Origin of the sequence: Clostridium sp. AT4 (assembly GCF_001517625.2) — a bacterium.
Taxonomy (GTDB): Bacteria; Bacillota; Clostridia; order Lachnospirales; family Lachnospiraceae; genus Enterocloster.
The window spans coordinates 1295880-1309053 of sequence record NZ_LN999828.1 but is presented as its reverse complement, the minus strand read 5'-3'; the positions used below and the strand labels follow the sequence as shown (position 1 = coordinate 1309053).

The following is a 13174-nucleotide window of genomic DNA, read 5'->3' as shown; positions in this document are numbered from 1 at the left end:
CGTGTTTTTCGTTCTTTTTTATAAAAAAAGAGTTAATATATTGACAATTTTATCCAGATTTGCCATAATAGAGGTGTTAAGTAATTGATGTTTCTCAAATCCCCATTTCTTGCGAAAAAGGAGGGAAAAACAAAAAGGAGGACAGATTTATGAAAAAATTAACAGCACTGATGCTTGCGGCAGCTATGTCAATGACAGCACTGACCGCTTGTGGCAGCAAAACAGAGGAGTCTGCAGCAGCTCCGGCATCTACCGAGGCAGCGAAGGAAGAGGGCGGCAAGGCCGCTGAAGGCAAAGAGGCGAAGGATGCTTCCGGCTTAAAAGTTGCAGCTATCTTTGGCGGAGCGATCAACGATGGAAACTGGAACGAAACTCAGTATAATGGATTAAAGTCCATCGAAGAAGCCGGTGCTGAAATTGCCTATATGGAAAATATCAGCGATACAGATGCGGCTGAGGCAGCCCGTACATACGCTTCTGAGGGCTTTAACCTGGTTTATCTGACAACGAACTCCTATCAGGATTACTGTACTCCTGTTGCAAAGGATTTCCCGGATACAACCTTTGTACAGATCAACGGAACCATCGTAGACGGCAACTTTATTTCTGTCCGCATCGCAGATGAGGAGCAGGGCTTTTTGCAGGGTGTTGCAGCAGCTCTCCTGTCTGAGACTGGAAAGGTTGGCTTTGTAGGCGGACAGGAGATCAATCCCATTAAGCTGGGATCCTCCGGTTTCCAGCAGGGTGTTGACTATGTCAATTCCACCTACGGCTTGAATGTAGAAGCAACCCGCATCAACACGGGAAGCTTTACAGATGTAAACCAGGCAAAGGAAACTGCCATCTCAATCATCGAGGGCGGAGCCGATGTTATTTCTCCTATGGCAAATGACGCCAGCGTAGGCATCATGGAAGCAGGAGAGGAGAAAGGCGTTATGGCGGTTGGCTGCGGCCTTGGACAGGAATCATCTGCTCCTACTGCTACTAAAATTATCATTGTAAAGGATGTTGCCATTGCAATTAAGTCTACCTTTGACGCATATGCAAAGGGTGAGTTAAATCCAACCGAGGTAGAAACCTATGGAGCAAACAAGGGTGTTGTTTATGCAACCGAGTGGTTCGGTGATGTAAACGATGAAGCAAAGACAAGGCTTCAGGAAACCATTGACAAGATGGCAAAGGGAGAGGTTGAGATTTCTCTTCAGTAATTGAACCATGGTCATTGAATTGGAGCTGTCAGGAACGTTTCTGGCAGCTCCTTTTGTCAAAAGTGCCTGAACAAAAGGATGGAAAAAGATATGCAGAAAGAAATTGTGAAAAAATTAAAGGAATTAACCTTTCCGCTTGCCTCAATTGTCGTTGCGCTGGTGCTGGGAGCGGTCATACTGTCAGCTATGGGCTATGATGCAGGAAAAGCGTATTCCAGCTTGTTAAAGGGGGCATTTGGAAGCAAAAACTCCATTGCAGAAACCCTGATCCAGACAACCCCTCTTATTTTCACTGCTCTCAGCTATGCTATTGCCCTGCGCTGCGGTATGGTAAACCTGGGCGCGGAGGGGCAGCTTTATATCGGAGCGATTCTGGGTTCTCTGGCCGGCTCCCATATCCATGGACTTCCGCCAGTGATCCATATCTTGTTCGTTCTTCTGTGCGGCTTTATCGGCGGTGCTTTGTGGGGATTGATCGTTGCGGTTTTAAAGATGAAATTTGGAGCCAGTGAGCTGATCACCACGATCATGCTCAATTATATTGCTCTGGAGTTTGTAAGTTTCTGCGTGACAAATCCGCCTTTCCGTGATGCAACTCCGGGAGCTGCGCCCCGTATGCCTTCCGTTGTAGATGCAGTGAAGCTTCCGATCATTCTTCCTCAGACCAGGCTTCATCTGGGTATCATCTTTGCTTTGATCGCAGTGCTCATTTACTATGTATTCATGTGGAAGACGACCAGAGGCTATGAGATGCGTGTGATTGGCATGAATCCCAACGCAGGCCGGTATTCCGGTATGAATATCCCCGTCAACTCTATCTTGTCCATGTTTTTGGCAGGTGGCTTTGCGGGTCTTGGCGGTATTATCAATATTATCGGCCTGCAGTACTTCCTTACAGAGGGCTTTTCCAATAACTTTGGCTTCAGCGGTGTTGCAGTGGCCCTTCTTGGCGGCTGCAGCCCGGTGGGGATCATCGTATCGGGTATTCTGTTCGGAGCCCTCAATGCAGGAGGTGTGAAGATGCAGCTGCTTGCAAAGGTTCCTTCTGCTTCTATTTATATGATCCAGGGTATGATCATTATCTTTGCTGTCAGCCGGGAACTGTTTATCTGGTTTGGCAGGAAGTTACAGAAAGAAAAAGCCCACGGGGTAACAGGAGGTGAAAACCATGGCTGATTTTATTACTAACTTTCTGACAGCGGATATCAGAACTGCCACACCGCTTCTTCTGGCTGCTCTTGGACTGGTTTTCAGCGAGCGGGCCGGTATCGTAAATATCGGAACAGAGGGTATTATGCTGGTAGGAGCTCTTTTGGGCTGTCTTGGCGCGGCTCTTACGGGTTCCTCTGCCATGGGAGCTCTTTTAGCAATTGCAGGCGGCTTTGCTATGGCTCTGATCTTTGCTTTTTTTACCATTACCCTGCGTTCCAATCAGATCGTAGTAGGAACTGCCTTTAATATTTTCGCAGGCGGCTTTACCATCACATTAAACAGGCTTCTGTTAAATGGTGAGAAGGTAGCCGGTTATGAAGCCATCCCTATTCCCGGACTGTCAAAGATTCCTATTTTGGGAGAAGTGCTGTTTAACTGGTCATTTCCCGTTTATCTGGCTTTTTTAAGCGTACCGGTATGCTGGTTTGTCCTTCAGCGCACCAATATCGGCCTTAAGGTAAGAGCAGTGGGAGAGTATCCCAAGGCCTGTGATACGGTGGGTATCAATGTATTCCGCATTCGCTATGGAGCCGTTCTGTTTTCCGGCATGATGGCAGGCTTTGCAGGCTCTTTTGTTTCCATGGGGCAGCTTTCTTCCTTTACAGAGGGCATGGTTTCTGGCAAAGGCTTTATGGCCCTGGCTGTGTGCGTATTCGGAAATTATTCCCCCAAGACGGTACTTTGGGCTGCGCTGCTGTTTGGCGCGGCAGATGCGTTAAAATACCGTCTGCTGACAACCGGCATCGGAAGCTATTACCAGTTCTTAAATATGCTTCCTTATTTCATCACCATAGTAGCACTGTGTATGTTTGCAAAGCGCAGCAATAAACCGGCCTGCAGCGGTGTTGCTTACAGAAAGGAATAGGGGGGAAAACAGGATGTCAGAGTATATTTTGGAAATGAAGCACATTACCAAGCGCTTTGCTTCGGTAGTTGCCAATGAAGATGTGAATCTGAGTGTAAAAAAAGGCGAGGTTCATGCTCTTTTGGGTGAAAACGGAGCCGGAAAATCAACCCTTATGAACTGTCTGTACGGTATGTACGACAGCTATGAGGGCGAAATCTGGTTTAACGGGCAGAAGGTTGTGATCAATGATCCAAAACAGGCCATTGCTCTGGGAATTGGAATGGTGCATCAGCATTTTATGCTGATTCCGGCCCTGACCGTAATCGAAAATGTGGTTCTTGGCCTAAAGGAAAATAAACAGGTCCTGGATTTAAAAGCGGCGGCAGAACGCTTTACAGAGCTTGGAAAACGCTATAACATGGAAATCGATCCCTGGGTGAGAGTCGAGCAGCTTTCTGTCGGCCAGCAGCAGCGACTGGAGATTTTAAAGGCTCTTTACCGCGATGCAAAGCTTCTGATCCTGGACGAGCCTACAGCTGTTCTCACGCCGGACGAGGTAGATGGTCTGTTTGACATGATGAATAAGCTTACAAGTGAAGGCCACACCGTTATCTTTATCAGCCATAAGCTGAATGAGATCATGAAAATCTGCGACCGCTGTACGGTTCTGCGCCAGGGCAAGCTGGCAGCTACGGTGGAGATCTCTGAAGTACATAACCGACAGGAACTGGCAAATCTCATGGTAGGCCACCAGGTAGAGTTAAAAACGGAGCGCAAACCGCCGGAATATACGGGAGAACGCCTTCGGGTAGAGCATCTGACCTGTTTAAATGACAGGGGGCTTCCAGCGGTAAAGGATGTAAGCTTTGAACTTCAGGGCGGTGAGATTTTAGGCGTCTGCGGTGTAGACGGAAACGGACAGTCAGAACTGATCCAGTGTATTACAGGACTCAGAAAACCTTCCGAGGGAAAGATTATGATCTGTGATACTGATACGACTAACTATACACCAAAGCAGATATTAAACCTGGATGTGGCCCATATCCCGGAGGACCGCCATAAATACGGTATGGTAGGGGCTATGTCCATAGAGGAAAACCTGATCCTGGTAAGCTATGATCAGAAGCTGTTTTCTCTGCATAAATTCCTGAACTGGAAATGGATCGCAGATCACAGTAAGAAGATCTGTCAGCTTTTTAAGGTAAAGACACCTACGATCAAGGAGCAGGCGATTAATCTTTCTGGCGGAAACCAGCAGAAATTTGTGGTAGGACGTGAGTTAGACCGTACGCCCAAGCTTCTTGTGGCAGTCCACCCCTCCAGAGGTCTGGATATTGGCGCAACCAAGTATATCCAGTCTAAAATCATGGAACAGAGAGACCGAGGCACAGCGGTGCTTATGGTTTCTACGGAACTGGATGAGCTGATTGAGCTTTCGGATCGTATTATGGTTATGTTTGAAGGCAGGATCATGGGAATCGTGGATCAGAAGGATGCTTCCAGAGAAACGTTAGGTCCTATGATGGCAGGTCTTACAGAAGAAAAATAAACAGACGCATTCATGATGCAGACCACCAGACGGATCGCTGTCTGGTGGCCTCTTTTTTCGATGCGCATCTGGTGGTTATCCACGTCCTCTCATTTGATTTAAACCTTTAACGTTATAAATAATTGATTGACAAATACAGGAATCAGCTTTAATATTATGCTTATACATGAAAATAAGGAGGGGAATTTCATATATGTCTGAATTTTATGAACAGGTGAAGGAACGTTTTATCCGCTATGTAAAGGTTGATACCCAGTCTCAGGCTGGTTCCTCTACAGCTCCCAGCACGATGAAGCAGAAAAATCTGGGGCGGATGCTTAGAGATGAGCTGATTTCATTGGGAGTAACGGATGCAGAGCTGACAGAAGAAGGTCTGGTTTATGCGTCCATCCCGTCTACGATGCCGGATGGAACAGGCTTGTCTATTGGCTTTGTAGCCCACATGGATACTTCTCCGGATGCAGACGGCACAGATGTAAAGCCATGGGTTTTTGAAAAGTATCCAGGTGGGGATGTGATGTTAAATAAAGAACAGAATATCCTTATGAGGGAAGATGACTATCCTACACTTAGAAAATATGTGGGAGAAGATCTTGTTTTTACAGATGGAACCACGCTCTTAGGAGGAGATGATAAGGCTGCGGTAGCATCGATTATGACAATGGCAGAGTTTTTCTGCCGCCATCCTGAAATTCCTCACGGTCCGATCAAGCTGTGCTTTACTCCGGATGAGGAGATCGCGCGCAGCACGGAAAATTTCAGCGTAGAGCGTTTTGGGGCAGATCTTGCATATACCATGGACGGAGACGCCCTGGGCGGTCTGGTGTATGAAACCTTCAACGGTGCGGAAGCTCAGTTGACTATCCATGGCCTGAGTGTTCATCCGGGAACAGCCAAGGGCATTATGAAAAATGCAGTGGAGATCGGTGGAGAATTTATGGCTATGCTCCCGGCTCTGGAACGGCCTCAGTTTACAGAAGGAAGGGAAGGGTATTTTCATCCCTTTGTTTTTGAAGGAACTGTTGAAAAGACCTATATCCGCTGTCTGGTTCGGGATCATGAGCTGGATCGGTACGAGGAGAGAAAAGCCTATGTTATATCCTGCATAGAGGAGCTGAACCGGCGCTATGGTGAGGGAACCGTGGAGCTTAAATGGGACAGCATTTATTACAGCATGCGGGAAGTCATCAAAAAGGTTCCGTTTATGATCGACTACTGCAAGCAGGCTATGAAAGAATGCGGAGTGGAGCCCTTTGAGATCGCAATGAGAGGCGGCACAGACGGTTCCTGGATTTCCCAGATGGGTCTTCCATGCCCCAACATTACAGCAGGTTATGAAAATGCTCATGGCAGATTTGAGTTTGTTTCCATCCAGGCTATGGCGAAAAATGTGGAGATCCTGATCCGGCTGCTGAAGCTTTATGCAGCCCATAAGGAATAATGTTCGGATAAAAATGCAGATGGAACAGGTATGATAAAAGAGAGGAAAATGATATGGATGTACGGTTTTTATTCGTAGTGGGCTATCTGCTCCTGATGGTGGGAGTGAGTCTTTATTTAAAAAGAAAAATGGTAAAAAGCTCAGATGACTTTGCGGTAGCGGGAAGACGCCTTCCCATGATCGTATTAGTGGGAACGCTGCTTGCTACATGGTGCGGCGGCGGCGGTATTTCGGGTTCCGCAGGCCTGGTTTATAAAAACGGACCTCTGTTTGGTATCCTGCTGTTTGCAGGAGCTCCGATCGGAATGATCGTTCTTTATTTTATTTCAGGAGCAGTCCGCAAAAGTACCACATATACTATTCCGGAGCTGTTTGAGCTGCGCTACGGAGCAGCTGCCAGAAATCTGGCTGCAATCTGCATTATTCTGGCGTATATCGGAACCACAGCTTCCCAGTTTAAGGCAGCCGGCAATATCTTTATGATTACCAGCGGCATTGATTTTATCACCTCCACTGTGATCTGCGTGATATTTATGGCGCTTCTGGCTCTGATCGGCGGTATGGTCAGCGTGGCATATACGGATGCTTTATCTGCTTTTATGATGGTGTTTGGCTTCATGTTCGGCATTTTATATCTGAGCGGGGATTTCGGTGGCTTTGGCGGCGTACTGGCTCAGGTTCCCGCAGAGAAAAATTCCATCTTTGGAACTATGAATATTGCTCAGGTGCTGGGCTATGTGCTGCCAACGCTGTTTTTGGTGCTGGGTGATCAGAACATGATCCAGCGGTTCAGTTCCGCAAAAGACAGCCGCACCGCCCGCAAATCCAATGTGGGCCTTGTAATTGCAGAGGTTGTTGTATGTGCCCTGATTATCGGTCTTGTAACCTGTGCCATTCCTCTGTATCCAACCAACGATTCTGCAGATACCATTTTATTCCAGCTGGCAGCACAGAAGCTTCCTACGGTTTTAGGCGGTATCGTAATGGCTGCCTGCATGAGTTTTGTTATTACTACGGGTGACTCCTATCTTCTGTCGACGGCTTCCAACCTGACTTATGACGTATGGGTGCGCCTGATCAAAAAGGATGCGGATGATAAGCAGAAACTGAATATGCTTCGTATTTCCATTGTCCTTGTGGCTTTTCTGGCGTTTGTTCTGGGCTTTTATTTCCCGGATATCCTTTCCGTTCAGATGTATGCCTATACCATGTATGGAGCAACCATTACACCGGCCCTGATCTGTGCGCTGTTTTATAAAAAAGCAACCAAGGCAGGCGGTCTGGCAGGCATCATCACCGGAGCGGTGACGACGATCATCTGGGATGTGGTCTTACGTTCTCCGGGCGGCGTCCAGAGTGCGATCATCTCTGTGCCCCTGGCTTTTATAGCAATCTTCCTTGTAAGCGCCATAACGCAGAATGGCGCAAAGATTCCTCTGGAAGAGGTATATAAAAGAAGTGAAGAATCTGAAAAGTAAGCAGAAACAGTAATTTTATATAGCTATAGGTAAAAACCACCATATACGCAAAAAAATATGGTGGTTTTTTGTGCCAAACATCAAAAAAACTCTTTTTCCTTTTTGAAAAGTGACATATGTCCTTTTATTCTTTGTGAAAATGTGATATGATGAAAACAAGTTAAATGGAAGAAATATACAAAAGGGAATCCTTTATGAAGGAAACACAAAAGCAGATTAAGAAACTGAATATAGAAACTCAGAAGCAGATTGAAAAGCTGAATCCGGAAAAGGTGGATTATCTGAAACAGTATTTTGCAGGCGCTCCCCGTTGGCTGCTGGAACAGTTTCAGGTGATCGAGGTTCCGGCAGGGACTGTTTTTATCCATGAGGGAGAGCCGGCAGAACGCGTTTATGTGCTGTTACAGGGACAGGTGTCTGCGGTTGACTACCGGGTACAGGAGGCCGTATATGGTTTCTTTCAGTTTTATCCTATTGAACTTTTTGGGGTGATGGAAATTTTAGGCGGAATGGAGCGGTATAAGACCTCTCTTGCAGCAGTGGAAAAAAGTATTTTCCTGCGGATTGGAAGAGACCAGTATGAGCGATGGCTGAAAAGCGACAGCAATGCATTTCAGATGGAAACAAAGGAAATTGTCAATTATCTTCTGGAGCAGGCAAGAAAAGAACGGCTGTATGTGCTGTTGTCCGGAAATCAGCGGGTTTATCAGGTATTGATCAAATTATATAAATCCTATGAGGAAAATGGAACATACAGCGCCTATATCAGCCGAAAGGATTTTTCTGAGATGACAGGCCTTTCAGAACGGACGATCACCAGAGCGATCAAGAGTCTGGTATCAGAAGGATATATTACAAAAAAAGGATGGAATATCACTATGGACAGCAGCCAGTACCAGCGCTTAAAAGCTCTGGCGGATGCAAAGATGAGTGAAATTGACAGTTAGGAATCAGCCGCGGCTGGTTTATAATAATTAAAAAACGTACAGGGAGGAACAGAACGTGAAGTATTCAGAAGATCCTAACAAACAATATCACATTCAGGTGGGAAAAGGAGAGGTCGGACGGTATGTGATACTGCCGGGAGATCCAAAACGCTGTGAAAAGATCGCGAAGTATTTTGATGATCCGGTATTAGTGGCTGACAACCGGGAGTATGTGACCTATACTGGTACGTTAGATGGAGTAAAGGTAAGCGTTACTTCTACGGGTATCGGCGGCCCCTCTGCTTCCATTGCCATGGAGGAGCTGGTAAACTGCGGAGCAGATACCTTTATCCGTGTAGGCACCTGCGGAGGGATGCAGCCGGAGGTAAAAAGCGGTGATGCCGTAATTGCCACCGGGGCCATCCGTATGGAAGGAACCAGCAGAGAGTATGCTCCGATTGAATATCCGGCAGTTGCTGACCTTGCAGTGACAAATGCGCTGACAGCTTCTGCAAAGGAACTGGGCCTTGCTTTCCATACAGGCGTAGTTCAGTGCAAGGATGCTTTTTACGGCCAGCACTCCCCGGAGCGCATGCCTGTAAGCTATGAGCTTTTGAACAAATGGGAAGCCTGGAAACGGATGGGCTGTCTGGCATCCGAAATGGAATCAGCCGCATTATTTATCGTGGCCGGAGCGCTTCATGTACGGGCCGGTTCCGTATTCCTGGTTGTTGCAAATCAGGAGCGGGAAAAGCTGGGCCTGGAAAATCCGGTGGTCCATGATACGGATATGGCAATCCGCACCGCCATAGGGGCCATCCGGGAACTGATCCGTCAGGAACAGAAATAGGCAGTTTTATAAAAGGCAGCAGGCTGGAAAAATCCCTGTTTCATAAGCAGGGGATTTTTCCAGCTTCACATGGGCTTTGCTTAAAAGCAGGGCTTCATTATATACTTTAAAAGGAGAGAATCATTATGAAAAAGAAAACAGCAGCACTTATGTTGGCAGCAGCCATGGCAGTATCTCTGACTGCCTGTGGAGGTTCAGGCGGCACTTCTGAGACAAAGGCAGAGTCTTCCGCAGCCGCTGATACTTCAGCAAAAAAAGAAGAAGCTGAAACAGAGGCAGCAGGTGAGAAAAAAGACGGATCCGAATACAAGATCGGTCTTGTAACAGACGTAGGCGGTGTAAATGACGGTTCCTTCAACCAGTCTTCCTGGGAGGGTCTTCAGAAGGCGGCAGAGGATTTTGGCGTTGAGGTAAATTATCTTGAGTCCTCTACTGATGCAGACTACGTTCCAAACATTGAGACGTTTATTGATGAAGAGTACGACCTGATCATCAGCGTAGGCTATATGCTGGCAGACGCTACCAAGCAGGCTGCGGAAGCAAATCCTGAGTGTAAGTTTGCTATTATTGATGACGCTACCATTGACCTGCCCAATGTTACTTGTCTGATGTTCCGCCAGGAGCAGGCTTCCTATCTGGTAGGATACGTTGCCGGCCTTATGACAGAGACTGACAATATCGGCGTAGTGATCGGTATGACAAATGAAACCATGAACCTGTTCGGATACGGCTATTGTGCAGGTGCTATTGATGCAAATCCGGATATTACGATCCAGCAGTTTAACGCAAACTCCTTTGCAGATCCGGCAACCGGAAAAACAAACGCAGGTACCGCGATCACCAATGGCGCTGATATTGTTTTCCATGCAGCAGGCGCAACCGGACTTGGCGTAATCGAGGCATGCCAGGAAGCAGGCGTATATGCTATCGGCGTGGACAGAGACCAGTACAATGACGCACCTGGAACCGTAATTACTTCCGCTATGAAGCGTGTAGATACCGCTGTTTATGACAGTGTAGAGTCTCTGCTTAACGGTACCTTAGAGGGCGGCCTTCATACGTATGACCTGGCAGCAGGCGGCGTAGATATTGCTCCTTCCCAGGATCTTCTTCCTGAGGATGTAAAGAAGGCAGTAGAGGATGTTAAGGCTAAGATCCTTGCAGGCGAAGTGACTGTTCCTGCCAGCAAGGAAGAGTTTGAGGCTGCATACGGCGATGTATATCAGTTAGACTAAGATTGAACAATGACAGAGGGAGGAACCATATATGCGTGACATTTCAATGGAGCGTGTAAATGAAACAAGGGAGAATATCCTGAGCATTATAAAAAGCCCTGTGCTGACCCATGAGCAGAAGCTTACGAACCTGGCCTGCCAGGCGGATTCCCTGATGGAGGTTTTGGACCTCCCCGAAGGGCTGGATGAACTTTTAAATGTTCCTGCAGACCGTAAGTGCATCTGTGATCTGGCAGAAGGCCATGCGCCCATGCGTCCCCGGTACATTATCCCGGATTATGCAAAATTTATGAAAGAGGGCAGTGAATTTCTCCAGCTTAAACCGCCGACAGATCTGTATGAGGCTATTAATAATCTGCTGATCTTTTATAAGCATGTTCCCAGCGTTACCAACTATCCGGTTTATGTGGGACAGTTAGATGAACTGCTGGAGCCTTTTATTGATACAGTGGACGAGGCTCAGGCGAAAAAGCTTTTAGGGATGTTCATGACGCACATTGACCGCACGGTACTGGACTCCTTCTCTCATGCAAATATCGGTCCCAGGGCGACCAAGGCAGGCCGCCTGCTGTTAGAAGTGGAAGCGGAGCTTGAACATGCGGTTCCCAACATTACCATGAAATATGAGGAAGGCGTTACAGAAGGTGACTTTGCCCTGGAGGCCATCCGGTGCGCACTGCACAGTGCAAAGCCCAGCTTCGCAAACCATAAGATGTTTAAGGGTGAATTGGGTGAAGGCTATGTGATCGCAAGCTGCTATAACGGCCTGCTTTACGGCGGCGGCGCTTATACGCTGTGCCGCCTGATCCTGGGAAATATTGCAAAGCGTGCAAAGGATATCCGGGATTTTAAAGAACAGCAGCTGCCGTATGTACTGGATATTATGGCACGGTACATGGATGAGAGAATCCGGTTTGAGGTAGAGGAAAGCGGATTCTTTGAACATCACTTCCTTGCGAAGGAGAGCTTTATCCACAGGGATCGTTTCTCCGGCATGTACGGTCTTGTAGGCCTGGCAGAGTGCGTCAATATCCTTCTTGAAAAGGAAGGTATAGAGGGACGGTTTGGCCATGATGAGATCGCTACGCGGCTGGGCGTTGAAATTATGGATCAGATCCAGGCCTTTAACGCAGCCCATGTAAATCCCTACTGTGAAGGAACAGGAGGCCATTTCCTGCTTCATGCCCAGGTGGGAATTGCGGAAGACATTGATATAACTCCAGGAACCCGTATCCCGATCGGAGAGGAGCCAGAGGAGCTGATCGACCAGTTAAAGGTGCTTGAGCATTTCCACCGGTATTTTACCTCCGGAACCGGAGATATTTTTCCAATCGATATGACGGTGCACCGCAATCCGGAATATGTGCTGGATATCATTAAGGGGGCCTTTAAAATGGATCTGCGCTATCTGTCCTTCTATTCCAGCGACAGTGATGTGATCCGAGTGACCGGTTATCTGGTAAAACGCTCTGAAATGGAAAAACTGGATCAGGGACAGGCCGTTCTCCAGAACACAACCGGTCTGGGGCTGGGAGCTTCCAAGAACGGTCATATCCTGGAGAGAAAGGTGCGCTGATGAAAGCCATTGTAAATCGAATCATTCCTTTCAGCAGTGTAGACGGTCCTGGAAACAGAACTGCCATTTTCCTCCAGGGCTGCAACATTAACTGCAAATATTGTCATAATCCCGAAACAAGAAGGCTCTGTATAAACTGCGGAGCCTGTGTGGGACAGTGTCCTGCCGGGGCGCTGTCCCTGGGAGAGGATAACCGGGTCATCTGGGATCAGGGAGCCTGCGTGCAGTGTGATACCTGTATCCATGTCTGTCCCAATGACAGTTCCCCAAAAGTGCGGGAAATGACGCCGGAGGAGGTATATGCGGCTGTAAAACGGCAGATTCCCTTTATCCGGGGCATCTCAGTATCCGGCGGAGAGTGTATGCTCTGGCCGGATTTTTTAAAGGCGCTGTTTACGCTTGCCAAAGCAGACGGACTTGGCTGTCTCATTGACAGCAATGGGACTATCCCTTTATGGGACTATCCGGAGCTTTTAGAGATATCTGACGGCGTAATGCTGGATATCAAGGCGTTTGATGATACAGACCACCGCCGGATCACCGATGAAGGCAACGGGATCGTGCTTAAAAATGCGGTTTTTCTTGCAAAGCACGGAAAACTGGAGGAAGTCCGGGCTGTGATCGTTCCGGATCTCTATGACGGAGAAAAAAGCATCCGGGGAATCGGAACGCTTCTGGCGCCTTACCGGAATATACGCGAAATCCGTATCAAGCTGATCGCGTACCGTCCCATGGGAGTGAGGGAAGCGTATTCCCACTACCAGGTTCCGTCTCCTGAATGTTTGACGCAACTGGCAGACATACTGAGGGAGATGGGATTTAAAGATATTGTGATCATATGAAAAAGGAGGG

General features: G+C 47.6%; 11 protein-coding genes. All 11 read left to right on the top strand.

All coding sequences use genetic code 11. The annotated features are described in order from the left end of the window. Positions 1-149: 149 nt before the first annotated feature. The 11 genes from BN3656_RS12335 to BN3656_RS12285 all read left to right on the top strand — a co-directional run bounded on the left by BN3656_RS12335 (position 150) and on the right by BN3656_RS12285 (position 13164). Entirely contained in the window at positions 150-1208 is a 1059-nt protein-coding gene (locus BN3656_RS12335; RefSeq protein WP_066548639.1) for a BMP family protein, read from the top strand. Between the two features lie 90 nt (positions 1209-1298). Next, a complete protein-coding gene (locus BN3656_RS12330; protein WP_066548636.1) occupies positions 1299-2384 on the top strand; it encodes an ABC transporter permease in 1086 nt (361 codons plus the stop codon). After that, complete coding sequence (locus BN3656_RS12325) at positions 2377-3285, top strand: ABC transporter permease (protein WP_066548632.1); 909 nt, start codon at positions 2377-2379, stop codon at positions 3283-3285. The genes BN3656_RS12330 and BN3656_RS12325 overlap by 8 nt, the downstream gene beginning before the upstream one ends. Before the next feature lie 13 nt (positions 3286-3298). After that, positions 3299-4816, top strand: coding sequence for an ABC transporter ATP-binding protein (locus tag BN3656_RS12320; protein WP_066548631.1), 1518 nt, complete (start codon positions 3299-3301; stop codon positions 4814-4816). A gap of 193 nt (positions 4817-5009) precedes the next feature. Further along, positions 5010-6257, top strand: a complete 1248-nt coding sequence (pepT, locus tag BN3656_RS12315; RefSeq protein WP_066548628.1) for a peptidase T — start codon at positions 5010-5012, stop codon at positions 6255-6257. A 53-nt stretch (positions 6258-6310) separates the two neighbouring features. Next, complete coding sequence (locus BN3656_RS12310) at positions 6311-7735, top strand: sodium:solute symporter family protein (protein WP_066548620.1); 1425 nt, start codon at positions 6311-6313, stop codon at positions 7733-7735. Between the two features lie 194 nt (positions 7736-7929). Further along, positions 7930-8682: a Crp/Fnr family transcriptional regulator gene (locus tag BN3656_RS12305; protein ID WP_167544879.1), complete on the top strand. Its 753-nt coding sequence runs from the start codon at positions 7930-7932 to the stop codon at positions 8680-8682. Between the two features lie 55 nt (positions 8683-8737). Further along, positions 8738-9511 (top strand): uridine phosphorylase, encoded by a 774-nt coding sequence (udp, locus tag BN3656_RS12300; protein WP_066548613.1) that lies wholly within the window; start codon positions 8738-8740, stop codon positions 9509-9511. Between the two features lie 125 nt (positions 9512-9636). Then, positions 9637-10746 (top strand): BMP family ABC transporter substrate-binding protein, encoded by a 1110-nt coding sequence (locus BN3656_RS12295; RefSeq protein ID WP_066548610.1) that lies wholly within the window; start codon positions 9637-9639, stop codon positions 10744-10746. Positions 10747-10792: 46 nt separating this feature from the next. Next, on the top strand, positions 10793-12322 hold the full coding sequence (locus tag BN3656_RS12290) for a YjjI family glycine radical enzyme (RefSeq protein ID WP_347461183.1): 1530 nt from the start codon (positions 10793-10795) through the stop codon (positions 12320-12322). Continuing rightward, complete coding sequence (locus tag BN3656_RS12285) at positions 12322-13164, top strand: YjjW family glycine radical enzyme activase (RefSeq protein WP_066548604.1); 843 nt, start codon at positions 12322-12324, stop codon at positions 13162-13164. The genes BN3656_RS12290 and BN3656_RS12285 overlap by 1 nt, the downstream gene beginning before the upstream one ends. The last annotated feature ends 10 nt before the right edge of the window (positions 13165-13174 follow it).

Excerpts from the sequence above, each read along its gene's own strand:
- BN3656_RS12335 (WP_066548639.1), top strand. The coding sequence starts at position 150 with ATGAAAAAATTAACAGCACTGATGCTTGCGGCAGCTATGTCAATGACA.
- BN3656_RS12330 (WP_066548636.1), top strand. The coding sequence starts at position 1,299 with ATGCAGAAAGAAATTGTGAAAAAATTAAAGGAATTAACCTTTCCGCTT.
- BN3656_RS12325 (WP_066548632.1), top strand. The coding sequence starts at position 2,377 with ATGGCTGATTTTATTACTAACTTTCTGACAGCGGATATCAGAACTGCC.
- BN3656_RS12320 (WP_066548631.1), top strand. The coding sequence starts at position 3,299 with ATGTCAGAGTATATTTTGGAAATGAAGCACATTACCAAGCGCTTTGCT.
- pepT (WP_066548628.1), top strand. The coding sequence starts at position 5,010 with ATGTCTGAATTTTATGAACAGGTGAAGGAACGTTTTATCCGCTATGTA.
- BN3656_RS12310 (WP_066548620.1), top strand. The coding sequence starts at position 6,311 with ATGGATGTACGGTTTTTATTCGTAGTGGGCTATCTGCTCCTGATGGTG.
- BN3656_RS12305 (WP_167544879.1), top strand. The coding sequence starts at position 7,930 with ATGAAGGAAACACAAAAGCAGATTAAGAAACTGAATATAGAAACTCAG.
- BN3656_RS12295 (WP_066548610.1), top strand. The coding sequence starts at position 9,637 with ATGAAAAAGAAAACAGCAGCACTTATGTTGGCAGCAGCCATGGCAGTA.
- BN3656_RS12290 (WP_347461183.1), top strand. The coding sequence starts at position 10,793 with ATGGAGCGTGTAAATGAAACAAGGGAGAATATCCTGAGCATTATAAAA.
- BN3656_RS12285 (WP_066548604.1), top strand. The coding sequence starts at position 12,322 with ATGAAAGCCATTGTAAATCGAATCATTCCTTTCAGCAGTGTAGACGGT.